Source organism: Bacillus cereus group sp. BfR-BA-01310, from assembly GCF_022664325.1.
GTDB lineage: Bacteria > Bacillota > Bacilli > Bacillales > Bacillaceae_G > Bacillus_A > Bacillus_A paramycoides.
In genome coordinates this window covers 272661-298531 of sequence record NZ_JAKUHD010000003.1, presented here as the reverse complement: position 1 = coordinate 298531, position 25871 = coordinate 272661, and the positions used below count along the sequence as shown (strand labels likewise).

The following is a 25871-nucleotide window of genomic DNA, read 5'->3' as shown; positions in this document are numbered from 1 at the left end:
ATTTGGAGGATACCTTTTGTCAAGGTTAGTTATCTTATTAGGAAGGTTTTATGGAACATTTCTTACTTATACATTTTTGGGAATTACTCATTCATTTATGCCGAGTATTTAAAGTGATACTTCTAAAGAGCTAGGAGACTGGATAGGAGCTGCTCTTGTTGAACATTTGCTATACACTTTTATTTTTACACTCGTCATAATAATTTACTCCTCCCTATTTTTTAAACATTCCATATAAATAAAAGAAAAATGAGGCTGCAAATAGCCTCATTTTTCTTTTAACGTCAATTTCACACCTTTTTTATAATACTCACTCATTACATCTTCTGGTACCATACTCCCACCAGTTCCCCATACAATATGTGTACCTTTCTTTACCTTTTCCATTAACTGATGTTTTTGTAAATACTCATTTTCAACTTTACATACATTTAACGGACCTATCATACCTGCTAACGCAGAAGGCTCTAAGTAAATGTTTTCAGTATCAGCCAGTTCTTTTAACAATCTATACAACTCTTCATCGCTTACTGTATAATTCCCGCTCAAAAACGGTTCCATCGTTTTACCGACAAATCTTGATGGTCTTCCTACCGCAAGTCCATCAGCTTCTGTTACATTATCAATGCCGATTTCTTGAACGGAAATTTTATCGTGAAGTCCCGTCATTAAACCTAGTAGCATACATGGAGAGTGCGTAGGCTCAGCAAAGAAACAATGAACATTGTCTTTATACAATAACTTTAAACCGAATGCTACTCCACCTGGGCCCCCACCGACTCCGCACGGAAGATAAACGAATAAAGGATGTTCTTCATCTACTACAATCTCTAACTCTTCTAATTGTTTTTGCAAACGAGACGCTGCTACTGCGTATCCTAAAAATAAGTCATGTGAATTTTCGTCATCAACAAAATAACAACTAGGATCAGCATCTGCTTGTTGACGTCCTTCTTCTACCGCTTTACTATAATCAGCTTCATATTCAATAACGTTTACATTTTTGCTTCTTAATAAATCTTTTTTCCATTCTTTTGCGTCTGCTGACATATGAACTGTCACATTGAAACCTAATTTCGCACTCATAATACCGATGCTAAGCCCTAAATTTCCTGTCGAACCTACCGCAATAGAATATTTCGCAAAAAACTCTCTAAATCTATCACTATCTAAAATTGAATAATTATCTTGCTCAGTTAACATTCCATGCTGCAAAGCTAATTGCTCAGCATGTTTCAACACTTCATTTATGCCACCTCTTGCCTTTATTGATCCTGATATTGGAAGATGACCATCACACTTTAATAATAATTCTCCTAAAATAGATTGCCCGTAATTTTTCTCTAAAGATTGTTTCATAGTAGGTATTTTCACTAAAGGAGATTCTATAATTCCGCTCGTTTCTTGCGTTTCAGGAAAAACCTTTGCAATATATGGTGCGAAGCGTTTTAACCTCTCTTCTGCATTTTTTACATTTTCTTCATTAAGCGGTGAACCTTTTATCGCCGTTTCATACTTTTCCGTATTCGGGTTCACCCAAAATACTTCTTCCGTTGCAATAAGGTTGTTTAATAGTGGGTATCGTTCTTTTAATGCCTCTATCTCCTTCATTCCTCTTCCTCCTCATATCCTTGTAGCTAGCCATACAATAAATTATAATTGAATTAATTTTAATATAGTTTAACACAAAATTCAGTTTTAGTTAATTTTAATTTAATTTATTTAAATATAATTTAATAAATATTAAGGAGAATTTATTATGGAAAATATAGATATTGGTAAAAAAATTGAAAGACAAAGAAAAGAAAAAGGGTTAACTAGTAAAGAACTAGCAAAGTTGGCTGAAATTACACCATCTATGCTTAGTCAAATTGAACGTGGTTCTGCTAATCCTTCCATTCAAACATTAAAGGTACTCGCAAAAGCTCTTGATGTTCCAACATTTAGTTTTTTACTTGAAGAAACAAATACAGACGATTTAATCGTTCGTTCTAATAAACGAAAAAAAATGATTATTGATAATTTATCATATGAATTGTTATCGCCTGATTTCACAGGAAATTTAGCAACAGCAATTATGACTGTTCCTCCAAATACTTCTTCATCAGAAAATCCTTTAGAACATAAAGGAGAAGAATTAGCATTTGTATTAGACGGGAAGATTACATTGTATTTAAATGACGAGGAATACATATTAGAAACTGGTGATAGTGTAAAAATACCGGCTTATCTAAAGCATAAATGGGTGAATCAATTCGAGAAAAATGCAATTGTTTTATTTTCTGTTACTCCGCCGATTTTTTAGTTCATATTATGAAAATGAAAACTGGGTAATCCTAAAAAACACGGATTACCCTTCTTTATTACATGATACAGTTAAATTATCGTTAAAAATTCAGCAATTGGGCCAAGTACGAGCACTGGTAAAAATGTTAATGCACCTACTATACATATTGTCCCTAACAAAATCCCGCCAAATAAACGAGTATCAGTTTGAAAGGTTCCTATCGTTTCAGGGATAATCTTCTTCTTTTTAAGCCCTACTGCAACAGCAAGCATTGTAATGATTCCAAAATACCTACCAATATACATTACAATACCAGTTGAAAGATTCCAAAACGGTGTATTATCTTTTAACCCTTCAAATCCAGATCCATTATTAACAGCTGACGACGTATATTCATATATTACTTGAGTTAAACCGTGAAAACCAGGATTGGAAATGGCATCCGTTCCATGATAAGTCGAAAAAGCAATTGCCGCCGCTCCAAGAATAAGTAATGGCTGAGATACAATCGTAATCGCGATTAACTTCATTTCTTTTCCTTCCAATTTCTTATTCAAAAATTCCGGTGTACGGCCGATCATCAATCCTGCTAAAAACACAGCAATCATCGCATACATGATTATATTCATAAACCCAACTCCAATACCACCAAACACTGCTCCTAAAAGCATATTTACAAGCGGGACCATCCCTCCAATTGGCGTTAACGTGTCATGAGTCGTATTGACCCCACCAGTACCAGAGGCACTTGTAACATTCGCGTAAAGAGCTGAAGAAATAACACCGAGACGCGTTTCTTTCCCTTCCATATTTCCTTGTGAACTTTCTAATCCTAATTGATTTAACAGCGGATTCCCCTTTAATTCAGTCGTAGCAAGAACCGAGAAACCAATTATAAAAAGAATAAGCATTGATATAAAAAGCATTCTTCCTTGCTTTCGATTACCGACCATTCTCCCATATACAAATGGAAACGCCATTGGCATTAGCATTTGTAATACCATCTGCAACACATTACTGACCATATTAGGATTTTCGAAAGGGTGTGCAGAAACCGTTCCAAAAAATCCGCCACCGTTGTCACCTAGTTCTTTAATAGATAATAAAGAAGCTACCGGCCCGCGTGGAAGCTCTTGTATTGTTCCTGCTACCGTTTTCACAGTTACTGTTGGATCAAGGGTTTGCGGTACTCCTAATAATACAAATAACAATGATGTTATAAACGCAATCGGCAGAAGTACACGTATAATAGATTGAACAAAATCAACAAAAAAGTTCCCAATTCTTTTCCCAGCCAATAGACGAATAAATGTAATACCTACCGCCATTGAAGTTGCTGGAGCCGCGAACATCATAAACGTTACGCCTATCATTTGAGAAAAATGCGATAAACTACTTTCACCACCATAATGTTGTAAATTTGCATTCGTCATAAACGTAATCGCTGTATGAAAAGCTAAAGTAGGTTCTAATCCTTCAAAATGATTAGGGTTTAACGGCAATATTCCTTGTAACCTAAAAATAGTATATACGACTACAATAAAAGAAAAATTCGTCATTAATAAGCAAAAGATATATCTTTTACCACTTTGACTATGACCTTTAACTCCAGTCACTTTAAATAATACTGTTTCTATCGGTCCAAATACTTTTTGAAATGAATGATGCTTTTGAAAAGCGTTATATAAATAATCTCCCATAGGTTTTGCGATTAACACGAATAGACCAATTGTAATTAGACTTGTAAACCAGCTCATTCTTTTCTCCCTCTCTTTAAGAATACATATTTTCATTTTTTGCTACTAAGAGAATAAAAAAAGAAAACACTAGGTTGCACCTAGTGTTTTTATATACACAAGTCCCCCCTCTCAAAACGCTGACGAGGTTAGCTGTCGGATTCGGACCTTGAGAGTAGCCCTACCTATAAAAAGGATTCACCCCTAGTGCCATATGCACAAATTTGGTTCCCCCGCTCCATAATGGATTAAGCGATACATATTCGGCTGCCAAATACAAATTGAGCTATTCTGTCTGTAAATATACTCCTCTGAATTGTACTTGTAAAGAGAGAAATATAATTCTCTTTTTACAACAAACTATTACAAAATAACTATTAAAAATAGCCATGCACGGATGCTCTCCGTACATGGCTATTTTTATTTTTTTGGCACTAACAAAATACCTAAACTAATAACACAAAAACTCATTATTTGCTGTATAGACAGACCCAATAGAATCGAGTTTTGTTCACTAATTAGCGAAAGGAGTATATGAGCTATTCCTTCACAGATTAGAAAGAAGCTTATATTCTTTCTATTTCCTAATCTTTCATTCTTTAACCATAACGAGCCTATTATACAAAGTGCGAGTACAATTTCATACACGAAAATAGGATGATATAAAAATTTAGATTCATATATTTTCACACCCCAAGGCACTGTAGTTTGTACACCTAATTTTTGATGAAATAGAAAATAAAAAATAATACTCATGCATAGTCCAAAAGGCAATGCATCAAGTAAAATACGAAGCGAAAATTGCTTCTTTTTACTTTTCCAAACAATGTATATACTTGCAATTATGCACCCCACTATAATGTGCTGAATACTTCCTACAGCTAATAACGCTTGCAATGGCGATCCTATTGCCCATACTGGATTTAAAATTGCCGGTGCAAATTTCCATACAAATACGATGATAAGAAAAGCATTTGTTACAACATCCATCATTTTTTCATATGATACATTTTGGTGCCTCATCTTTCGTTTCATCATTATAAATCCAAATAGACTTCCTATTATAAGCGATACTGGTTGTAACCTCACTATCCACTCCATCACTATAAAATCCCCTCTTAATTCTCAATTAATTTCTTAAACTTCTCTTCTAATTGTTCTGGAGGTAATACCCCTCGTGCTTGATCTACTATAATTCCATCTTTATTAACAAAAAATGTCGTTGGTAACGAGAATACTTTATAATCGATTCCAGCTACTCCATCCATATCTAATAGAACAGGAAATTTAAATCCGTGACGATCTGCAAATGCGCTCGCTTCTTGTACTGGATCCCCGATAGTTGCATTTACCGCAAAGATTTCAACATCCTTTTTATATTTATCATACAAACGAACTAAGTCAGGAGCCTCCATTTCACATGGGCCACACCATGATGCCCAAAAATTAATAATATATGGTTTTCCCTTTGCATCATTTAACGAATAAAGCTTCCCATCTAATCCTTTTAATGTTATGTTCGGCGCTTTAAATCCCACTTGTGGTAATACTTCTTTCTCTTGTAACTCCGCTTGTTTCGCTTTTCTTTCTTTTTCTTCTTTCTTAGTATTATAAAAGTTAGCTCCTGCCCAAATTAATGCCCCGGCTAATATAATAACAATTAGTTTCTTCACTTTTCTGCCTCCTCATTTCTAAAATCCTGTAATATATGATAAATAAGATGGATATAGTGGTAAAGAACATGGTGATATAAATGAAAGTACCCCTGGCCCCACTACTAGCCAAATTGTTAGATCCGCTGCATTCATTTTATTCCTCCGCATTGCACTACGAGTTGTAGTGCTAATAAGTAAAAAAAGAGGCTATATGCACTCTCCGACAATAAGTACAATCGACATACAAAATAGCCCTAACGTAACATATACTGAATTTGTATGTAATGGTATATTGAGCTTAACAACTTTTTCATTCAACACTTGCTCGATCCGTAAATTAATTGCGGTTTTCGCAAATGAAGCTGTAATACATTTATTTTCCATCGTCTTTATTTTAATTAATTTTAATAACGCACTACCTAGCTCGAATGAAGATTTCATTTTTTGCATCGCATATTTATCAGCTGATAGCTCTTGATACACATGATAACGCTGTAGCATCCCTTTTAATATAGGAATATACATCATTCCTTCCACTAACAGTGTAAAGAAAAATAATTTTAATGGATCTCGATTTTTTTGATGATACTCCTCATGTAAAACAATCGCATCAATTTCTTCCTCTGAAAACGACTGAAACATCCCTTCTGAAATTACAATTTTCGGTCGAAATAACCCAATTGTAAATGCTGTAATCTGTAACGTCGATAATACGTATACTCGCTTTCCTTTTCTTGTAATAGACACGAGATTTTTCTTCAATCTTTTACTATAAAAAAACTGCTTCCAAATTCTTTTACTTATAATGAATATAGTAAATAACAGTAATCCAGCCATCATAATGCGGAGTATTGATAGTTCCCTCATATGCTTTTGCAATTCAAATAAACAAAACTGTGAAAGAAAAAATGCTTTATTTTGAAAAAGAAATGGGTATGTGACGTAGTATACTAACATACTAAAAAAAAGAACACTAATACTCACTGCTAACAAAACGATTTTACGCATTTGCCACTTCATGTTATCGGTCCTCTTTTTTTAGCTGATTTAATTTCTCTTCTAACCTTTTTATTAAAGACGGATCAGCTTGCTCTAACTCATCTATCATATGGTTCACAACAAGATCTCCAAATTCACCCATTAATTCCTGTGTCATTTTCTTCGTTTGATTAGATAAAAATTCTTTTTTCGTTTGTGCAGCACGATATATGCCACTTCTTTTCACAATATGTTTTTCTAAATGTGCTTTCTCTACTAATCTGTTCATAACTGTCATTACAGTATTAAAATTCACCGGGGATTCTTCACTTAATTTTTGCTGTACTTCTTTAATAGTAATACCTTGAGTAGACCAAACAATTTCCATAATTTTCGCTTCAAGCGGTCCGAAAAAGTGATTTAATCCTTGCTCATTTAACTTGTAGTTTTGAGTAAACATATTATAACTCCTTTCACACTACAGATTGTAGTACGAAATAAATAAAAGGTCAAACATGAATGATGTAAAACGATACTTTTAATTAGCTTTTTAACAATTTCCACTAATTATTAGCCTGTACCGTGTTAGGTTCATTGTAAACCTTAATCTTCTGCCAACATAGTTGTTATTGTAAACCTAACTTCTCACCAAATGTCTCAAAGAGATAATATTCTAATATTTGCACACTAAATTTCTCATTACGCCCTAGTGCAAATAATTCCCGATCCTTTGCTACGATAGTATCCAATGGAATAACGACATTATCCACTATTTTTATAATTTCAATTACATTACTTTCTACGTTTACTTCTGTTTTAAATTCAATATTTTCTAATACTATATGTGAACGTCTTCCTGATGCCAAAAAAGTAAAATTAGGATTTTTAACAAAGCCAATTTCACTCTCTAAAGGATATAAATACTGAAAAATTATATCTCTGTGTCCATCCTTTATTATTTTTTCATCCTTCTCATCATCTAAATATTCTCTCAGTTTTGTTGTAAATTCAAATCGAAAATCCACTCTTTCACGCTCCCTCTTTTCATTTCACACCAAATAAATATATTGATATAACTTTACCATATAATAAAATAAGTTCCTATAAAAAGTAAAAGCCACTTTTGTAAATTCTCTGGTATTTCCCGCACCTTTTAACTATAAAAACTCATTCAATATTAATTAATACGTCGTTATATTCATTTAACCATATTACTTCCATACTTTGAAACGATAGTATCCAGTATTATATATCAATAAACTGCTTCTAATCCCTTGCTATCTACAGCTACCGACAGCCCTTACTATTTCAATATATTTTAAATTGTATTTTTTATTATTCATTCCACTTGTTAATTCATTAAATCACAGAAGGAATGTAACTCCCCGCTATCGAATTTTTACATAACAAATATTATTAGGTGGTGCTTTCCTATGAAATTAGCTGTCATTGGTGGCGGTGATTTACAAGATTCAAATCACTTGCATATTAATGAACGACTTATAAAATTAACAAATAAACAATACCCAAAAGTATTATTTATTCCAACAGCTAGTCATGATGATGAAGACTATATAAAATTATTTTTAGAAACGTTTGAAAAGCAATTACATTGTGAGGTTCAAATTTTACGTATTATAAACGAAACACCTACTAAATATGAAATAGATGAGATGATTCATTCCGCCGATTTAATTTATCTTGGCGGTGGAAATTACGTTCAAATGCTGGAACAATGGAAAGAACATAAACTAGATGAAAAGTTACTATTTGCTTTACAACATGGAACACTTATTGCAGGATGTAGTGCCGGTGCTATGTGCTGGTTCACATCTAGCATCCGTTCAGATTATGAAGGTTCTGGTTATATAGAAAGTAGTGGCTGGAGTATTGTTAACAAAAGATTTTGCCCCCATTACAATCAATTAAATAGAATGAATGCCTTCCATACGTTTTTACAAACTCACCAAGGTCATATAGAGGGCATTGCATTAGAAGATAATTGCGCTTTATATATTACAGAAGATTCATTTGAAATTATCGGTGAACCAGAGAAAGCTTGGGAGTTTTATATGAATAATGGAAAACTCATTAGACAACATTTTGACATAACTTTGAAAAGTTATTTATAGACATTTGCTAACAAAAAATGAGGCGGTGCCAAATGATATTTTGGCACCGCCTCTTCTTTTTATAGCCTTGTTACTATTGTCAGTATTTGTTGGTAAATCGATATACTTTGTCTAATTGCCGATATATTGCAAGTTATGATAGATATATTCGAAAAATTATTGATATAATTCCATTTACTATTGCACGAAATCAAAAGGGCATCACCTCATTTTCATCTTCTAACTTACTAATCGTGTAATTCGTTTCTTCTGCCATGAAAGCTTATAATATGCATACTGTAATATTAAGCTGACAATGAATGCAGCTGGATACCCAATCCATATCCCTTCTATGCCAAGGCTCGTATGGTAAGAAAGATAATACGCCACAGGTACTTCAACAAGCCAAATTGATACAACACCGATTATAGTTGGCCATAGTACTGTACCACTAGCTCGCATTGTCGCACTAATAATTTGTGCATGACCGAAAATTAAGTAACTCCATAATGTAATCATGATTAGGCTATGAGCAATTTCAATTGTATTCTGACTCGTTAAAAATAGTGCTAGAATATCTCTTGAGAACAAATAAATAAGAGATATTAATACACCGCCAATGATGTAATTCATAATAATTCCGGCCTTAACAACTTTCTGCAATCGACCAAATTGGTTCGCACCAATTGATTGCGCTGCAAAAATTGATACTGTAATACCGAGGCTAACCGCTGGCATTTGTACATAACTTGCTACTTGGTTCACAACGCCATACGCCGCTGTTGCATCTGAACCATATCGATTTACAAATGCGATTACCGCGATTTCTGATAATGAAACTAATATCATATTAATACTCGCTGGAATACCGAGGCGTAACAATAACTTTAATAACTCCCAGTCCATACGAAGATATTTTCTTACTGTCCTATCTAATTGTAGTGGATGATTTTTCTTCTTTAAATACATTAGCATGACAATAAAAGTAATTACTGTAGATATAACCGAAGCATAGGCTGCTCCGTAAACATCTAATTTCGGAAGTCCTAACCAACCAAAAATAAGGATCGGTAATAATAACATATTTAGTGCTGTACTAACTATTAAAAAGTAAAATGGTGTTTTGGAATCTCCCGTCCCTCGCATAAAAGTTGTATACGCAAAATATAAAAATAAAACTGGCATAGATATAAATAAAATACGCGCATAATGTACACTTATATCAATAATGTTTTCTGGTGTTCCCATAATGCGCATAATATCCAGTGCAAACACACTTCCTACTATCGCCAATACAACTCCGATAATAAAAGTAAACGTAAGCGTCGTACCAACGATAGCTTTTAAACGTTCTTCATTTTTAGCACCAAACGCCTGACCGATTAAAATAGAACTACCAGAACCAATTCCAATTACAAATGAAACGAGTAGGAAAAATAACGGGAAGAATGCCGATATAGCTGCTAAATCATTTACACCAAGCCATCTTCCTACTACTACCATACCAAATAATTGTCCTACTGATTGTAATACATTACTTAATAGTAACGGAACTAAAAACATGGACATCGATTTCCATATCGGTTTATTTTCCTTTTCTGACTTCTGTGACTCTACACCTTCTTTATTGTTATCTGTAGGTGGTTTCAAATTTCATTTCTCCTTTTAATTCGAGACCACACGGCTATATCCGTGCTCCACATGGTTGAAATTGCACCAACCATTTCTCTTCTAATTTTTCAATTCTGTCTACTCATTAAAATACTAACTTCTAACACTTCAAATCGTACTCTTACTATTCACTTCATACACTCTCTTTAACTTTTATCTCTTTGTATAGTTGTTTTAATTATGTGCTTCTATTCATTTTCCTTCTCTATTTCTTATAATTTCACCCAATATTGGCTTCCATCAGCTGTTCTATCTATAAAACCATATTCAATTAAATATCTTCTTAAAGTCACAAAATCCGGATATACATTTTCTAAGACTGCATTTACTTCTTTTTCAGTATACTTTTTATTACTATCAAACTTTCTCACTAAATGACGCAATATAATTAATTTACGTTTTTGCTTTTTAGGAAATTTAGACAGCGGTCCATCTAATCCTTCTATAAAATGCGCTTTTAACACTTCATCGTTTTCTTCTTCTGTAATATTGTAGCGATCGTCTACCATCGTAGCTGTTCTGTGAATCGGAACAAATTTAGATTGAACTTTTGATTTTTCTTCTGATAATTCCATTAATGCTAAAAATACTTTTGCTTGCTTCATCTTCTCCCGTAATGTAAATCGATGATTACGGATTGTTGATGTGCTCCCACCATCCATCTCTTTTACAATTTCTTTATCATTAAGTCCCATATGGAAGAATTGAACCATTTTCTTTTGCAAATCGGTTAAACCTGTAAACTTCTTATCTAGATTTAATAAATAATCAAACATAGACGTATGCTCGTTTTGAATATGCAACTGTACAAACTTCTCTGCTTCATACAAAACTTGATTATCTTGATAAATAACCCCTTTTATAAATGTCTCTCCACAAGCTAAGCAAATATATTCTTCTGCTTCCGTATCAAACACATACCCTTTCTTCAATTCCCCTACCGACGCATCCCAAAACTTCTCTGAAATATCACCCATACTAAACATTCCTCCAAAAGGTTTATTTAAAAACAAACAAATTATAATATCGTTTATTATCACTTCATCATCTTAACACATTGAAAATAAACATTTCAACATTCCGTTTGCCTATTTTATAAACTTTTATAAAAATATCTATTCAAAGATACAAAAAGGACTTATCACACCGAAAAGCGAATGTATTTTACAAACTAATTATTATGGGATGTGAAACAAAACATGACTACTATTCAAGATCCTTCCAGCACTCAATTTTAACTACAAAAAAGGTGTTTCCCTATGTGGAAACACCTTTTTACCTCTTATATATTTTATAAACAACCTCTACTAAAACTTTACTTACTTGTACAAATACATGTTTTCCATTTCCATCCTCAACAAATCTATTTGAACAACCACTAATGATTATCGTACAACTAATTATGACTATTACTTTAACTCTTTTTCTGCAAGTCATTTTATGCAACTCCACTGTTGAAAAACTTCATTTAAATTTATCCCATCAAAAAAGTTTACGTTTCATTATCATATTGTGATTTAATTATTTTAATAACTGGTATACCGAGGTGATTTACTTGAAATTTAAAGCGAAAAAAAAACCATTTCATATCATTTTAATTTCATTGTTTATAGTTGTTTTTTTTATTTCTCTTTTCTTTCAAAATGAGAATTCAATTTTTTTCACACTCATGATGCTCTTAAATATCGTGAATCTCTCTTCTTTCTATTTTTCTCATTACAAAATAACGCAATCTTCTCTTGTTATTAAACATGGGTTCATTCTCCGCACTAAAATTCCGTTTGAAGATATACGTCACATTAAATACTCTGGTACAAAACTTTATTCCGAAAAATGGACAAGACAACAATTAGAAATTTATTATAATCTATTCGATTCAGTAACATCATTTGTACCGCAAGAAGAGGAACAATTCATTTCATACTTAAAAGAGAACTGCCCACATATGAAAGTAATCGATTGATCCCCCACTAATTCATACTATTTACATATTAATCGCTCGCTCAGGCTAACTAATTTCTAAGTTAGCCTATTTTTATTCCAAAAAGATATCTCTATCTTTCCATCACCAACAAACAATACGAACATACACTATTTCTAAAAAAGTGAACTCTTACTCTAAACGAATGAAAGGTGCTTATCATGTATGAGTTAAGTTATGAAGGATTAACAGGTGAAATTATTACACGATATGATTATGAATATGAAGACGCTAGACAAGAATGGAATCGTGCTGTTCAAAAATTCCCTTTAGCTATTGTTTATTGCTATACAAAATGGGATGTTAGTAATGCAATTATTTGGGCAAGAAAAAATGAAATTGCTATTCGCATTCGGTCTGGCGGGCACCATTACGAAGGGTATTCTATCGGCAACAACGTCCTTGTAATCGATATAAGTAGAATGAACTGCATCCAGTTTAATCAAGATAAAAATACAATAAAAATTCAAGGAGGTGCTCAAAATAAACAAGTCTATGACTTTATTTCTTCAAAAGGTTACCCATTTCCAGGAGGAACTTGTCCAACTGTTGGAGTAAGTGGATATACGTTAGGCGGCGGTTGGGGCTACTCTAGTAGATATTTCGGCCTTGGCTGCGACAATTTAATTGAGCTAGAATTGATTGACTACAAAGGTAGCGTAATTACAGCTAATGAATCTTGCCATAAAGATTTATTTTGGGCTTGCCGCGGCGCTGGTGGCGGAAACTTTGGCATTGTCGTTTCGCTAACTTTTAAGCTCCCTCCAAAAGTTGATAAAGTTACTTTAGTTGAACTATATTGGCCAAATGCTTCAGTAAACATCCAAAAGGAATTTCTTCATGTATGGCAAAATTGGTTAGTAGATTTAAATAATAAGATGACTATTGGTGCAAGTATATATAATTCAGCCACAGAAGGACTAGCAATATATGGACGAGGTTTATTTTACGGGACACCAGAAGAAGCTAATATCATTTTACAAGATTTACTTCATATAGACGGTGTAACAACAAATTTACAATATATTAGCTTTCTCGAGGCAATGGAAATCGTACAGTCTTCATATCCACCCTCTGAACAATTTAAATCTACAGGACGATTCGTACAGAAACAATATAATGAGGAAGAAATAGAACAAATCATTAGTCTTATTCAAAAAAGAGCGACCGGCAGTGTTTTTGCAGCGATAAGCCTCTATCCGCTAGGTGGGAAAGTAAAAGAAATAAATAAAGATGAAACTGCTTTTTATTACCGAGATGCCTATTATATTATCCGGATTCAATCTATATGGGAAGATCCAATCTTAAAAAAGGATAATGTACAATGGTTAGAAAAACGATTTGAGCATATTGAATCCTTAACAGAAGGCTCATTTGTCAATTTTCCGTACAGTCGTTTACAAGATTACATGACTGCTTACTACGGAACACATGCAAACAAATTAAGAAAAATAAATAAAAAATATGACCCACTAAACGTATTTACCTTCCCGCAAGCCATTAAAAACTGAAATACAATAAAAAATGCCAAGATTCTAAACTAAGAACCTTGGCCTGTTCCATTATTCTTTCGGAGCAATCATTTTTTTCGGGTCTACAATTTCATCAAATTGCTCTTCTGTTAGTAATCCCGATTGCAGTGCTGCTTCTTTTAAAGTTAATCCATCTTTATGAGCATGCTTTGCAATTTTCGCTGCATTTTCATATCCGATATGTGGGTTTAGCGCTGTTACAAGCATCAATGAACGATTTACATTTTCATTAATTACTTCTTCATCTGCTTCAATACCAACTGCACATTTGTCATTGAATGAAACAATCGCATCAGCTAATAAATGAGCAGATTGCAAGAAGTTATAAGCAATAACTGGTTTAAATACATTTAACTCAAAGTTACCTTGGCTCGCAGCAAATCCGATTGTTGCGTCATTCCCCATAACTTGTGCGACAACCATTGTTAACGCTTCACTTTGCGTTGGATTTACTTTACCTGGCATAATAGAGCTTCCTGGCTCGTTTGCAGGAATAGTAATTTCCCCAAGACCACTACGTGGACCACTTGCAAGCCAGCGCACATCGTTAGCAATCTTCATTAAATCAGCCGCTAATGCTTTTAATGCTCCATGTGTAAATACAACTTCATCATGACTCGTTAGCGCATGAAACTTATTTGATGCAGACACAAACTGTTTACCTGTAAATTGACTAATTTCTGCTGCTACCATCTCGCCAAATTTAGGATGCGCATTAATTCCTGTTCCAACTGCCGTACCACCAATTGCTAATTCTTTCATATATGTATTGCTATCTGCAATCATACGCTCTGTTTTTTCAAGCATACGGTGCCAACCACTAATTTCTTGGCCTAACGTTAACGGTGTTGCGTCTTGTAAATGCGTACGACCAATTTTAATAATATGTTCAAATGCAGTTACTTTTTCTGCTAACGTTTCTTTTAATTTCGTAATAGCTGGTAATATATGATTTTCTACCGCAATTACACACGCTACATGAAGCGCCGTTGGGAATGTATCATTTGAACTTTGGGACATGTTCACATCATCATTCGGATGAATATGTACGTCAGATCCCTTTTCTTTCAAAATTTGATTTCCACGATTTGCAATTACTTCATTCACATTCATATTCGATTGTGTACCACTACCTGTTTGCCAGACTACAAGTGGAAAATGTTCATTCCATTTCCCTACGATAACTTCATCAGCAGCTTCCACAATTGCTTGCGCTTTCTCTTCTGATAACTTCCCTAATTTTTGATTACTAAGCGCTGCACTCTTCTTTAAAATCGCAAATGCTTTTACAATTTCAAGCGGCATATGCTCTGTTCCAATTGGAAAATTTTCCTTACTACGTTGCGTTTGTGCTGCCCATAATTTATCAGCTGGAACTTTCATTTCTCCTAATGTATCTCTTTCAATTCTGTACTCCATTTTTTCATCCCCTTGAAAATAAAATACTTACATCTCTTATTTTAACAGACTTTCGTTCGAATGATAAGAATTCTCATTCATACGTAAAAAAATACCTTCTGCGATGGCAGAAGGTATTTTTTTACGATACTTGCTTTCCTTTTTCAACGTCATCTACATACCAAATGAACTTGCCTGTATATCCGTAAATAACTGCTAAAATAAGTGAAACGAAACTTAGCCACATAAACGGAACGTATGAGAACGTTGCGACACCTAAAATACCAGCCATAAAAATACCATTATCAGACCACGGAACCATACCAGAAGTTAACGTTCCACCTACTTCTGAATTACGCGCTAATACGCGGCGGTCTATTTTTAATTTATCATAGCTATCTTCCATAATTTTTGGTGTTAAAATAAGTGATACGTACATCGCACAACCAAATATGTTAGCTAAAAACGCAACGATTAAAGTAGACAATGTTACATTACCTGCAGAATTTAATTTCTTCTCAAATTTCGATACGATTACTTTTAGAACACCAAGCTTTTCAAGTAATCCACCAAAACCTAAGCCGAAAATAATAACGGCTACTGAACCAAGCATACCATTAATTCCACCACGGTTTAATAACTTATCGACAAACTCAACACCAGATTGAATTGAGAATCCGTTATATGCTGTTCCAATTGCCTCTCCAAAGTGCATTCCTTGGAAAAGAGTTGCCCAAATTGCACCAATTAATGCTCCCATAGCAATTGTTGGCATAGATGGTTTCTTCATCGCCAATAGTACAATAACGATTACCGCTGGAACAAGCATCCATATTTTAATATCAAATTCCTTTAATAAAGCTTCTTTTAAAAACTCTACTCTATTTAAATCTACATTATCCCCGCCATACATCCATCCAGCAACAGTAAACATAATACTGGTAATAATATACGCCGGAACGTCTAATACGAGCATAGCTCGAACGTGAGCAATAACATCTACTTTCGCCATAGAAGCTGCAAGAACTGTACTATCAGAAAGTGGTGATAATTTATCCCCGAAATAAGCTCCTGAAAGGACTGCACCAGCTACAAGCGGAAGTGGTAATCCAAGCCCTTCACCAATCGCCATCATAGCGATACCAGCTGTTCCAACCGTTCCCCATGATGTTCCTGTCGCGATAGACGTAATTGAACAAATAATTAAAGTTGCCAATAAGAATATGCTAGGGTGAATGAATTCTAATCCATAATAAATTAATGTAGGTACAACCCCACCAGCAATCCACGTTCCAATTAAAGCCCCAACTGCAACTAAAATAAGAATTGCTTCTAATCCATTAGAAATCCCTTTCGTAATTGCATCTTGCAATTCTTGATAACGAAATCCTAATCTTAATCCAAGCGCAATAACTAAAAACCATGAAATAAATAGCGCTAATTGAATTGGGAGATCAAAAATCGTTTGGAAGGAAAAGACGACAGCAAGAAATAGGAATAAAAGAATAATAATTTCTAGCATCGATGGTAATCTTACACTTTTCATTTTTTTCTCTCCTTACAAGTCGATAACATGATGTATGTAGTCTCACGTGTATGTAGTATACAATTAGCGAAGACAAAACAAAATTTTCATATTATTTCGATTTATTTTTCCAGTATAATATATTCACAACCCTTTCTATTGTAAAAGTAGATGGCTCTTTTCGCAATGAAAAATATAAAAAATGTTGTATTTTTATTTATTTAGAAATAATTACCAAATAATAACTTTTTAATTTTACCACAACAAAACTTTTTACTACTGCCTTCAACCCATATGTAGTACTATATTTCCCCATAACAAAAAGAGCACGCATCATTTAACAGATGCATGCCCCTCTTTTATTTATCATTTCCCGACAGAAAACTCCCACCTCAAGGAATGGGTAGGACATGGTTCAATGAGTAGGTGGGAGCTGAATGGCGGTTTGGCAAAAGCCTAAAGGTTCTTCTTGGTGAAGAATCAGTATAAGGTACCGGTATCGTAATCAGTTCGTGCCTATAGAAAGAAAATGTTGCAGCTCCGAGTCATTTTTACATCTACGAAATCTAAATGTCCACTCCACGCAGATTGCGACCAAATAATATGACTAAAATTATCAAATTCAAACGATGGTTTATGAGTAATCCAGTTCATCCCATATCTTCTTATACACATATTTTTAACAAACCAAATTACTCTTATCTTTATTTTTTGGGCATCGCGATTATGATTATATTTCATAAAAATATGCAGAATTTATTCTTTTGAAATTCTATTAAAGACCAATATTCTCGCCTCCATTTAATTTATTTTTAACTGTATGCTTGTCCACATGCTCCCTACTACAACAACAAAAATTTTATAGTCTATTTCTACCCTTAAATCGTAATCATTATGATTTGTTGTTGATTTTTTCTTTCCTATCACTTATCATAAAACGTAATCATTACGATTTAAAAGAGAGGAATTATTCTATGAAAAAGATACCTATTACTGTACTAAGCGGCTTTCTAGGAGCTGGAAAGACTACTTTACTGCATCATATTTTGACTAATAAGAACAACTTAAAAGTAGCTGTTATCGTTAATGATATGAGTGAAGTAAATATTGACGCTTCTCTTATCAAAAAGGGAGGTTTTTCACGTACGGAGGAAAAATTAGTAGAAATTCAAAATGGTTGTATTTGCTGTACACTACGAGAAGATTTAATGATAGAGGTGAATCGTCTTGTTGAAAATGGTGATATTGACTATATTGTGATTGAATCCTCTGGTATAAGTGAGCCTATTCCAGTTGCTCAAACATTTACTTATACTGACGAAGTACTTAATATCGATTTAACGAAAAATTGTCGTCTCGATACGATGGTTACAGTTGTAGATGCAAATAGATTTTGGGATGATTTTGCAGATGGAGAAAGTTTATTAAGCCGCAAACAAGCAATCGATGAAAATGATACTCGGGAAGTTATTGATTTATTAATAGATCAAATTGAGTTTGCGAATGTCATTATTCTTAATAAGGTAGATCTACTAGAAAAAGAAGATATCATAGAACTTCATCATTTACTAAAGAAATTAAATCCCGGTGCAAAAATTATTGAATCTTCATTTAGCCAAGTACCATTACAAGAAATTTTAAACACTAATTTATTTAATTATGAAGAAGCCAGTCAATCAGCGGGATGGATTCAAGAGTTAAATAGTGAACACCATACACCAGAAACGGAAGAATACGGTATCAATTCCTTTGTGTACCGTCGTAAACATCCTTTCCACCCTGAACGCCTTATGAATTGGCTAGAAAAATGGCCTTTAGATGTTGTAAGAGCGAAAGGATTTTTCTGGCTCGCATCTCGCAATAATATGATAGGACTTCTATCTCAAGCGGGTTCCTCTATTACAATACAAGGTGCTGGTGAATGGATTGCAGCATTACCTGAGGCTGAAAAAAATCAATTGATTACAGAGGAACCAGAAGTGTTGAAAAACTGGGATGACCGATACGGAGATCGAATAACTGAACTCGTATTTATCGGCATTGACATGAATCGTTCTTTGATTGAACAATCATTAGATGATTGTCTATTAACAGAAAAAGAAATGAAACAAGATTGGAATATATTTGTTGATCCTATTCCAGCTTTTACTTACACTTCATAACCAAAAATAAAAAGGCTTCCGTAGAATGAAGCCTTTTTTCACTTTGTAGTACTCTTATTTAACAGACTTACTTTAATAAGAAACACAATTGTGCCTAAAACAACTAATACAGCATATACGGCACCAACTACATCACCTATTTTTTCTAAGCCAAACGGTAATATTATTGTGGCAACTCCGACTATATAGGAAAACACTCCTGAAAGTTTCGCTAATTTATTTTTATCTCCAATAAACATTTCTTCTTGATAACCTGCCAACAGAAACAATCTCTTTTTCACGTGTATTTGATATCCTAAAAATATGATAAGTAATCCGACAACTAAACAAATCAAAAACCCTGCTAACATTTCAACACCACCCTCTCAACAAATTTTACCATACACAAAAAGGGATTATCGTTCTTAATAAACAATTTTATTTTTAATTAGAATTTTCATTTTATTAATAATCCGTTCTGTGATATATTGCATATTATATACAATATATATTTTGGAAAGGAGGGCTATAAACCTTATGGATCCAAATCGATTAAAAGGAATTATAATGGTCATAATCGGCGCTTGTTTATGGGGTTTATCCGGAACAGCTGCGCAACAACTTTTTCAATATGAAAACGTTTCTACTGAATGGTTAGTTACGATTCGTTTGCTTATATCCGGTGCTATTTTGCTCATTATGTCATCATTCGGAACGAGAAAAAAAGAGATATTCGGCATTTGGAAACAAAAGTCTGATGCAAATAAGATGATTTTGTTCGGTCTATTAGGCATGCTTGCTGTACAGTACACGTACTTCGCTTCTATTAAAGAAGGAAATGCTGCCGTTGCAACATTATTACAATATTTAGCCCCTATATTTATCACTGTATACTTACTTTTCAGATGGAACGTTCGTCCATCAAAAATTGATTTTATTTCAATTGCCCTCTCATTAGTAGGGACTTTTCTCTTACTAACAAACGGTTCTGTTCATAACTTAGCTGTTTCTACACCAGCTATCATTTGGGGCATTTTATCTGGACTATCCCTTGCATTTTATAGTTTGTATTCAAAAGAATTGTTAGAAAAGTGGTCTTCATCCGTTATCGTTGGATGGGGCATGGTCATTGGGGGAATTGGTGTAACGATTTTACACTTTATTTCCACAAATGAATTCATTTTATTATCAACGACAAAATACGTAAAATTAAATACCCTCCCCCTTATTATATTTGTAGTCATTTTCGGAACACTTATCGCGTTTTATTTATACTTAGACAGCATACGATACCTTACTCCGAAAGAAACAACATTATTTGGTTGCACAGAACCGCTCGCAGCTATTATTTCTTCTGTGCTTATTTTGCACGTACCATTTCAATCTTTTCAGTTAATAGGTGCTTTTTGTGTCATTGTAATGGTGCTCATATTAAGCCAAAAACCGGATGAAGGAAAACCGAAATTAAAGCTGGTTAATGCAAAAAAGAAAAATATACAATGAAAGGATTGAATTTCCTATGCCTGTTCCTCAAAATTATAAAAAACCAGGAAGAGTTTCAGCAAAATCACTCGTTTTAAATCAACTACAAGATTGGATTATTGAAGGTGTTTTACAACCTGATGAAAAAATTAATGATGTGGAATTGGCTGAAGCTTTAGGAGTAAGCAGAACACCTGTAAGAGAAGCACTTCAAATATTAGAGCTTTCTGGATTAGTGGAAATGGTACCTGGGCAAAAAACGAAAATCGCTCCTATTAAGTTAGACGATGTATCTATCATTTATGAAACGATGGCTGGTCTTCACTCTATTATAGGAAAGCAAGCACTTCAACGAATTACAGAAACTGATATACAACAACTTTCATTTATTAATGCTGATTTTCAACAATCTATAAATGAAAAAAATTCGAAACGAGCTTTAGAACTAGATATTCAATTTCACAATACAATTACTTCTATTGCTAAAAATCCATATATTGAACCTTTTCTAGAAAATACGCAACTTCACGTTTTACGCCTTGAATATTTGTTTTTCCAAAACTTTGTTCCTGCAAGTCAATCTATTGAAGAACATCACTCTATAATTCAAGCACTACAAAAGCAGGACGAAAAACAAATGGAACAAATGATGTCTCAAAACTGGCTCCGTCCAATGAAAGAAATCCAAAAAATGATTTCTACGAAATAATAATAGAGCTGGTTACACAAAATCGTAACCAGCTCATCTTTTACTAATCTATTTAGCTATGCCTGAATATCTGCATAATCTTCCATATCTTCGTACTCTTTTTCCAATTCCTCTAAAGAAAGCTCGTATAATTGCCGATCACGAACTTTAAACACCCCTGCTCCAATTAACTCATCAATTAAGTGCCTCTTACGATTTTCAACAGCAAAACGGAGTTGACTACTCATCTTTTAAAAAACTCCTTTCTACGATCATTGAAAATGATAATCTTTATCAATTACCACTTCTGATTATAAAAGATGATTCTTTATAAGTAAAGTAATCTTATGAAATATTTACCTTACAAAGTATTTGTGGCCACATTATATATATGTATGTCGTGCGAAAAATGTTATGACACTTTTTCTTATCCTTTTTCTTTCATACTTTGCAAGTTGTCTCACTATGATTAAATTCACCGTCTATCTCTACTTGAATGGTGACATGTTCTACATGAAACCTCTCCTTTAATACATCCGTAGCCTCTTTTAATACACTTTGCGTTTCATTACCTTTAATAATCAGGTGGCAAGTTAGTACTTGAAAGTCCGATGTGACAGACCATATGTGCAAATCATGAACTTCTTTTACAATTGCAATCGTTAATAATGTATTTTTCACTTCATCAACATCTATGTGCTGCGGTGCACCTTCCATTAATATATGGACTGTATCACGTGTTACACGCCACCCACTAATAATGACTAAAATAGACACAAGCATACTAGCAACCGCGTCTGCAACATTCCATCCGAAAAATTTAATAAGTAACGCAGCAATAATCGCTCCGACTGACCCTAATAGATCGCCTAGTACGTGTAAGAAAGCACTTCTTAAATTCAAATTCCCTTTCACATCTCCGCCTCTCATTAATATCCAAGCTGATAAAATATTAATAAGCAGACCAAGTACAGCAATAATGAGCATCCCATTACTAGCAATCTCAACTGGTTCTTTAAAACGACGAATTGCTTCAATAAAAATGTATATAGAAATCACGATAAGAACGACACCGTTACATAATGCCGCTAACATTTCGGCTCGCTTATACCCGTATGTTTTCGCGGTAGTTGCTGTTTTTTCTCCGAGCTTAAACGCAAGTAAACTTAAAGCTAAAGATACCGCATCACTTAACATATGCCCCGCGTCAGATAATAGTGCTAAACTATTTGTTACAAATCCCCCAATAACTTCAGCAATCATAAAGCTTGTCGTTAATAGGAAGGCAATTAGTAACGCCTTTTTATTTTTTGAATGACCGTGATCATGTGAGTGTCCCATACAAATGCTCCTTTAAGTGCAATAACTGTATGTTAGTATGCAACAAGCTCTCTCTCTTTATCCCGCATTAACGGGCAGTAAGACTCCCATCTCAAAATTCGGCTGGAGCAAAGAAGTTAGATGGGAGATCAACTGCCCGTAAACGCCCGATTGGTTCAACTAATAATCAGTGGGGGATGTACAAAACCCCCACTGATTAAAGTTTCACTTTATCCCGCTTCCTTCTGTATACACACTTCGCTACTTTTCAAGTAATTCCTTTTTCTCAACTAAAAACAAGACTACTTCTTTTTTATTTTCATATTGTTTACTAATGAAAGAATTTTTAAGGGGGTTATGAAATTGAAACGACTATTTCTTTGTATGGAGCGTGAACTCGTTGTAGTAAAAGAACAATATGGTAACTACGAAACCACATATCACTTACAAAATATGCAACCTACTTGTATTGCAGTTGATCCATTTCAAAAAAACCGTGTATATTGCGGAACATTCGGCCGGGGTTTATGGTTAAGCGATGATGGCGGGGATTCGTGGAGACCAATTGGGGACTCTTATCGTTACTTTGATTTTCCGAATGAAGATGGTATTTTACATTCTTCTATCACTTCCATAACGATAAGCTCTAATGAACAAGTTAACGGATATGGCGTCGTTTATGTCGGCACAGAACCGAGCGCTTTATTCCGTTCTGAAAATGGCGGTGAAACTTGGACTGAACTAAAAAATATGAAATCATTATTATCTTCTTATACGTGGGCTTTCCCGCCTAGACCTTTTACCCATCACGTACGCTGGATTACGATTGACCCAAACAATCCAAGCACAATCCACGTTTCAATCGAAGCTGGTGCTGTTATTCAAAGTAATGATAAAGGGCATACATGGACTGATAAAAAATTCGGTGCTCCTATTGATGCTCATCAATTAATTATGCATCCCGAAGCCCCAAATCGCCTATATGCATCATGCGGTGACGGATTTATGAACGGTCCTGATCGCGCTTATCTAGAAAGTTACGACAACGGAAGTAGCTGGATATCATGTAGTGCAGGTCTTGAGCACCATTATTTATACAGCATGGCCATCGATCCAGTTGATTGTGATACGATTCTCGTTTCTGCCGCACCGAGCGCTGATCTTGCTCATCACCGTATTCCTTATGAATCTTATATTTATCGTAAAACGAAAGATACTCCCTTCCAACAAGTACAGCAAGGACTACCATCTGCAATTGGCACAGTCATTTCGATGTTTGCTACAAACCAAGCAGAACCACATACGTTTTACACTTTAAATAATAATGGCGTGTTTCAATCCAATGATAGCGGCGAATCGTGGGAACAACTAAACATTCCGTGGAAAGATGAGTATAAAACGCAGCATCCACATGCATTGCTCGTTACTAGTTCTTAACGAAAAGAGACTGCCTATTTGTTTCAGGCAGTCTCTCTATTTATTTCTTTAAATCAATTACAATATCATCTAACACTATATCTTTACTCTTCGCTTCTTTTTTTGGCACTTCAATTTTCTTCTCTTTTCCATTCACATACTCCACTCCACCATGATTTTCAGGTGTATGCACTCGTAAGTTCACATGAGGTGTAACGATAAGCTTTGTTGCATTTTCGTTCAATTTTTGGAATGTGGCACTCCATCGAATATTGTAAGGATCGTTACCACTTCCCCCATTTCCTTCACCAGAATAATCATTACCTAAATCATCCTTAACCTTCAATTCAACATCTACACTATCCCACTCTTTTCTTGCACCCTTAGAAACCTCTTGATTGTAATAAAGAATAAATGAAACCGGCGACATTGCGACCTTTTCCATATTTACTTTTATACCTTCTTTTTCCGAACTCCCACCAATTGTTCTTTCTTTACTATCCACTGATTTTACCGTTAACGCGAAATTCCAATTTCCTTGTATTGATTTTTTCCTATCTGACATCTCTATTCTCTCTATATTCCATCTAAAGTTTACTTTGTCCTTTTTATTACTATCATGATGTGTCGTTGTTACCATACCCACATACTTTTTTTCAGTAACTTTAGTCATTTTTCCACTTCCTGTACTACCATGAGCGTCCATTATATCCAATCCACCTAATATGATAGGATCATTCCCTAAGTCTTGCTCACTTTCTAGTGAATACGTTATAGATACTGTTCTGCCATCAGAAATTACATCATTAATTGTAACCTTAACCCCATTACTCTCCTTTGTCATATTCAACTCAGTTGAAAACTCTTTATAATTTTCATATAGCCCTGTTCTACCATTATCTAAAAATCGGAATATGTCACCTACTATTGGCAGTCCTCCAGCGTAAGTAGGAAATCCAATACCAAGCGTTGCGACTGATAAGCCTACTAAAACAGAGGCAGCAGCAACACTCTTTTTCCAAATTTTCATCTTTTTCTTCGTACGTATCGATTGTTTTAAATTACGTTTCACTTTTTCTTTTTCAATTTCAGAAGCCTCAATTTCCTCAAGTTCTTTTTCATCTATATCAATATCATTTAATAGTTCATAAATGTCTTTCATATTGCACTACCTCCAAAACTAAAATTCGTAGCATTTTGTTGTAGTTTCTTTTTCCCTCGATAAATACGGTTATCTACCGCTGATCGAGTTAACCCTAACTTTTCTCCTATTTCTTCTGTCTTTAAACCGAGGAGATATTTCATAATGAACACTTTTTGATCTATAGGCTCTAATTGATTAATGAGTTTTATTAATTCTTCTCTATCTTCCATAACGATTAATTCGTCTTCTGCCGATTTTTCTGTGCTTACATTAAATTCATCTGAAATAATTTCTACTTTTTTATTCGCTTTTCGGTAATAATCAATTGCTTTAAACTTAGCAATCGCCGCAATCCACTTTTTAAAATCATTTGGTTCTCCATGAAATTTATTTGCGTTATTCCAAACAGATAGGAAAATATCATTTATACATTCCTCTATCAGTCCATCATTTTGAATTGGCAGCAGTACTTTATGCGTGATTCCTTTTATTAATGGTAAATATGTATCAACAACAAATTCTAGCGCATCTTCTTTTTGCCGCTGTAATCTTTTAATAAAATTTTTCTCATTTGATTTCATGTAGCGATTCCCCTTATTTTTTGTAAAAGCTTTTACATCCTATATAACGTTCTGGAAAATTTTTTCTCTCATCTTTTTTATTTTTTGTATGTAATGGAATACTTTTCCTTAGCCATTGTCTCATATAAATGTAAGTTTGAAGGGAATTTTCTCAAGTCTACAAAGTATTTAATGTAGTACAATATTTATGTAGTTACCTTTAAACTTGATGTACATTTTATTCAA

At 34.1% G+C, this 25871-nt stretch carries 24 protein-coding genes, 2 pseudogenes and 1 riboswitch; of the genes and pseudogenes, 8 read left to right on the top strand and 18 right to left on the bottom strand.

The features are described from left to right. Positions 1–267 precede the first annotated feature (267 nt). Positions 268–1611, bottom strand: coding sequence for a D-serine ammonia-lyase (locus tag MR109_RS09665; protein ID WP_242271884.1), 1344 nt, complete (start codon positions 1609–1611; stop codon positions 268–270). Between the two features lie 148 nt (positions 1612–1759). On the opposite strand from MR109_RS09665, the gene MR109_RS09660 reads away from it, so the two are divergent. Further along, positions 1760–2305, top strand: coding sequence for a helix-turn-helix domain-containing protein (locus MR109_RS09660; protein ID WP_048373415.1), 546 nt, complete (start codon positions 1760–1762; stop codon positions 2303–2305). A 71-nt stretch (positions 2306–2376) separates the two neighbouring features. Here MR109_RS09660 and kdpA read toward each other — a convergent pair whose 3' ends face one another. From kdpA to MR109_RS09625, 7 genes and pseudogenes are all read right to left on the bottom strand, one after another. Continuing rightward, positions 2377–4044 carry a potassium-transporting ATPase subunit KdpA gene (kdpA, locus tag MR109_RS09655; RefSeq protein WP_178940304.1) on the bottom strand — a complete coding sequence of 556 codons (1668 nt, stop codon included), beginning with the start codon at positions 4042–4044 and terminating at the stop codon, positions 2377–2379. Between the two features lie 101 nt (positions 4045–4145). Next, positions 4146–4288, bottom strand: a riboswitch (cyclic di-AMP (ydaO/yuaA leader). Positions 4289–4443: 155 nt separating this feature from the next. Further along, positions 4444–5127, bottom strand: coding sequence for a prolipoprotein diacylglyceryl transferase family protein (locus MR109_RS09650; RefSeq protein WP_242271883.1), 684 nt, complete (start codon positions 5125–5127; stop codon positions 4444–4446). A gap of 14 nt (positions 5128–5141) precedes the next feature. Next, a complete protein-coding gene (locus MR109_RS09645; RefSeq protein ID WP_242271882.1) occupies positions 5142–5696 on the bottom strand; it encodes a TlpA family protein disulfide reductase in 555 nt (184 codons plus the stop codon). Positions 5697–5720: 24 nt separating this feature from the next. Next, positions 5721–5831, bottom strand: a pseudogene (locus tag MR109_RS09640) (cytochrome c biogenesis protein CcdA); the annotation flags it as partial. A 54-nt stretch (positions 5832–5885) separates the two neighbouring features. After that, on the bottom strand, positions 5886–6698 hold the full coding sequence (locus MR109_RS09635) for a M56 family metallopeptidase (protein ID WP_242271881.1): 813 nt from the start codon (positions 6696–6698) through the stop codon (positions 5886–5888). Position 6699: 1 nt separating this feature from the next. Continuing rightward, positions 6700–7116: a BlaI/MecI/CopY family transcriptional regulator gene (locus tag MR109_RS09630; RefSeq protein WP_048373406.1), complete on the bottom strand. Its 417-nt coding sequence runs from the start codon at positions 7114–7116 to the stop codon at positions 6700–6702. A gap of 166 nt (positions 7117–7282) precedes the next feature. Continuing rightward, a complete protein-coding gene (locus MR109_RS09625; RefSeq protein WP_098473082.1) occupies positions 7283–7681 on the bottom strand; it encodes a DUF3942 family protein in 399 nt (132 codons plus the stop codon). A 408-nt stretch (positions 7682–8089) separates the two neighbouring features. Here MR109_RS09625 and MR109_RS09620 point away from each other — a divergent pair, with 408 nt between their 5' ends. Beyond that, on the top strand, positions 8090–8788 hold the full coding sequence (locus tag MR109_RS09620) for a peptidase E (protein ID WP_002171309.1): 699 nt from the start codon (positions 8090–8092) through the stop codon (positions 8786–8788). A gap of 219 nt (positions 8789–9007) precedes the next feature. Here the strand turns inward: MR109_RS09620 and MR109_RS09615 are convergent, their stop codons facing one another. Beyond that, entirely contained in the window at positions 9008–10417 is a 1410-nt protein-coding gene (locus tag MR109_RS09615) for an MATE family efflux transporter (protein ID WP_071720788.1), read from the bottom strand. Between the two features lie 233 nt (positions 10418–10650). Continuing rightward, positions 10651–11415, bottom strand: a complete 765-nt coding sequence (locus tag MR109_RS09610) for a DUF2087 domain-containing protein (RefSeq protein WP_025148979.1) — start codon at positions 11413–11415, stop codon at positions 10651–10653. A 569-nt stretch (positions 11416–11984) separates the two neighbouring features. Between MR109_RS09610 and MR109_RS09605 the strand changes: the two genes are divergently transcribed. Both MR109_RS09605 and MR109_RS09600 read left to right on the top strand, forming a co-directional pair. Then, complete coding sequence (locus MR109_RS09605; protein ID WP_242271880.1) at positions 11985–12401, top strand: PH domain-containing protein; 417 nt, start codon at positions 11985–11987, stop codon at positions 12399–12401. A 179-nt stretch (positions 12402–12580) separates the two neighbouring features. Then, positions 12581–13930, top strand: a complete 1350-nt coding sequence (locus MR109_RS09600; protein WP_242271878.1) for an FAD-binding oxidoreductase — start codon at positions 12581–12583, stop codon at positions 13928–13930. Between the two features lie 51 nt (positions 13931–13981). Here MR109_RS09600 and fumC read toward each other — a convergent pair whose 3' ends face one another. From fumC to MR109_RS09585, 3 genes and pseudogenes are all read right to left on the bottom strand, one after another. After that, positions 13982–15370: a class II fumarate hydratase gene (gene fumC, locus MR109_RS09595; RefSeq protein ID WP_242271876.1), complete on the bottom strand. Its 1389-nt coding sequence runs from the start codon at positions 15368–15370 to the stop codon at positions 13982–13984. Between the two features lie 121 nt (positions 15371–15491). Beyond that, positions 15492–16895 (bottom strand): Na+/H+ antiporter NhaC, encoded by a 1404-nt coding sequence (nhaC, locus tag MR109_RS09590; protein ID WP_098473078.1) that lies wholly within the window; start codon positions 16893–16895, stop codon positions 15492–15494. Between the two features lie 540 nt (positions 16896–17435). After that, positions 17436–17528, bottom strand: a pseudogene (locus tag MR109_RS09585) (class I SAM-dependent methyltransferase); the annotation flags it as partial. A gap of 320 nt (positions 17529–17848) precedes the next feature. Here MR109_RS09585 and MR109_RS09580 point away from each other — a divergent pair. Further along, complete coding sequence (locus MR109_RS09580; protein ID WP_242271875.1) at positions 17849–19036, top strand: GTP-binding protein; 1188 nt, start codon at positions 17849–17851, stop codon at positions 19034–19036. 38 nt (positions 19037–19074) lie between these two features. Here MR109_RS09580 and MR109_RS09575 read toward each other — a convergent pair whose 3' ends face one another. After that, positions 19075–19386, bottom strand: a complete 312-nt coding sequence (locus MR109_RS09575) for a DUF3784 domain-containing protein (protein WP_071720797.1) — start codon at positions 19384–19386, stop codon at positions 19075–19077. Positions 19387–19552: 166 nt separating this feature from the next. On the opposite strand from MR109_RS09575, the gene MR109_RS09570 reads away from it, so the two are divergent. Together MR109_RS09570 and MR109_RS09565 are read left to right on the top strand one after the other, a co-directional pair. Beyond that, on the top strand, positions 19553–20518 hold the full coding sequence (locus tag MR109_RS09570) for a DMT family transporter (protein WP_071720799.1): 966 nt from the start codon (positions 19553–19555) through the stop codon (positions 20516–20518). A 16-nt stretch (positions 20519–20534) separates the two neighbouring features. Beyond that, positions 20535–21206, top strand: a complete 672-nt coding sequence (locus MR109_RS09565) for a GntR family transcriptional regulator (protein ID WP_071721031.1) — start codon at positions 20535–20537, stop codon at positions 21204–21206. A gap of 56 nt (positions 21207–21262) precedes the next feature. On the opposite strand, the gene fbpA is transcribed toward MR109_RS09565, so the two are convergent. Next, entirely contained in the window at positions 21263–21433 is a 171-nt protein-coding gene (fbpA, locus tag MR109_RS09560) for a Fur-regulated basic protein FbpA (RefSeq protein ID WP_048373384.1), read from the bottom strand. Positions 21434–21626: 193 nt separating this feature from the next. Further along, positions 21627–22526, bottom strand: coding sequence for a cation diffusion facilitator family transporter (locus MR109_RS09555; RefSeq protein ID WP_242271874.1), 900 nt, complete (start codon positions 22524–22526; stop codon positions 21627–21629). 342 nt (positions 22527–22868) lie between these two features. On the opposite strand from MR109_RS09555, the gene MR109_RS09550 reads away from it, so the two are divergent. Next, the gene (locus MR109_RS09550) at positions 22869–23942 is read left to right on the top strand and encodes a WD40/YVTN/BNR-like repeat-containing protein (protein ID WP_242271873.1); all 1074 of its coding nucleotides are present in this window, start codon (positions 22869–22871) and stop codon (positions 23940–23942) included. Between the two features lie 40 nt (positions 23943–23982). On the opposite strand, the gene MR109_RS09545 is transcribed toward MR109_RS09550, so the two are convergent. Beyond that, on the bottom strand, positions 23983–25083 hold the full coding sequence (locus MR109_RS09545; RefSeq protein ID WP_242271872.1) for a DUF4179 domain-containing protein: 1101 nt from the start codon (positions 25081–25083) through the stop codon (positions 23983–23985). Beyond that, positions 25080–25646, bottom strand: coding sequence for a sigma-70 family RNA polymerase sigma factor (locus MR109_RS09540; RefSeq protein WP_071720806.1), 567 nt, complete (start codon positions 25644–25646; stop codon positions 25080–25082). The genes MR109_RS09545 and MR109_RS09540 overlap by 4 nt, the downstream gene beginning before the upstream one ends. Between the last annotated feature and the right edge of the window lie 225 nt (positions 25647–25871).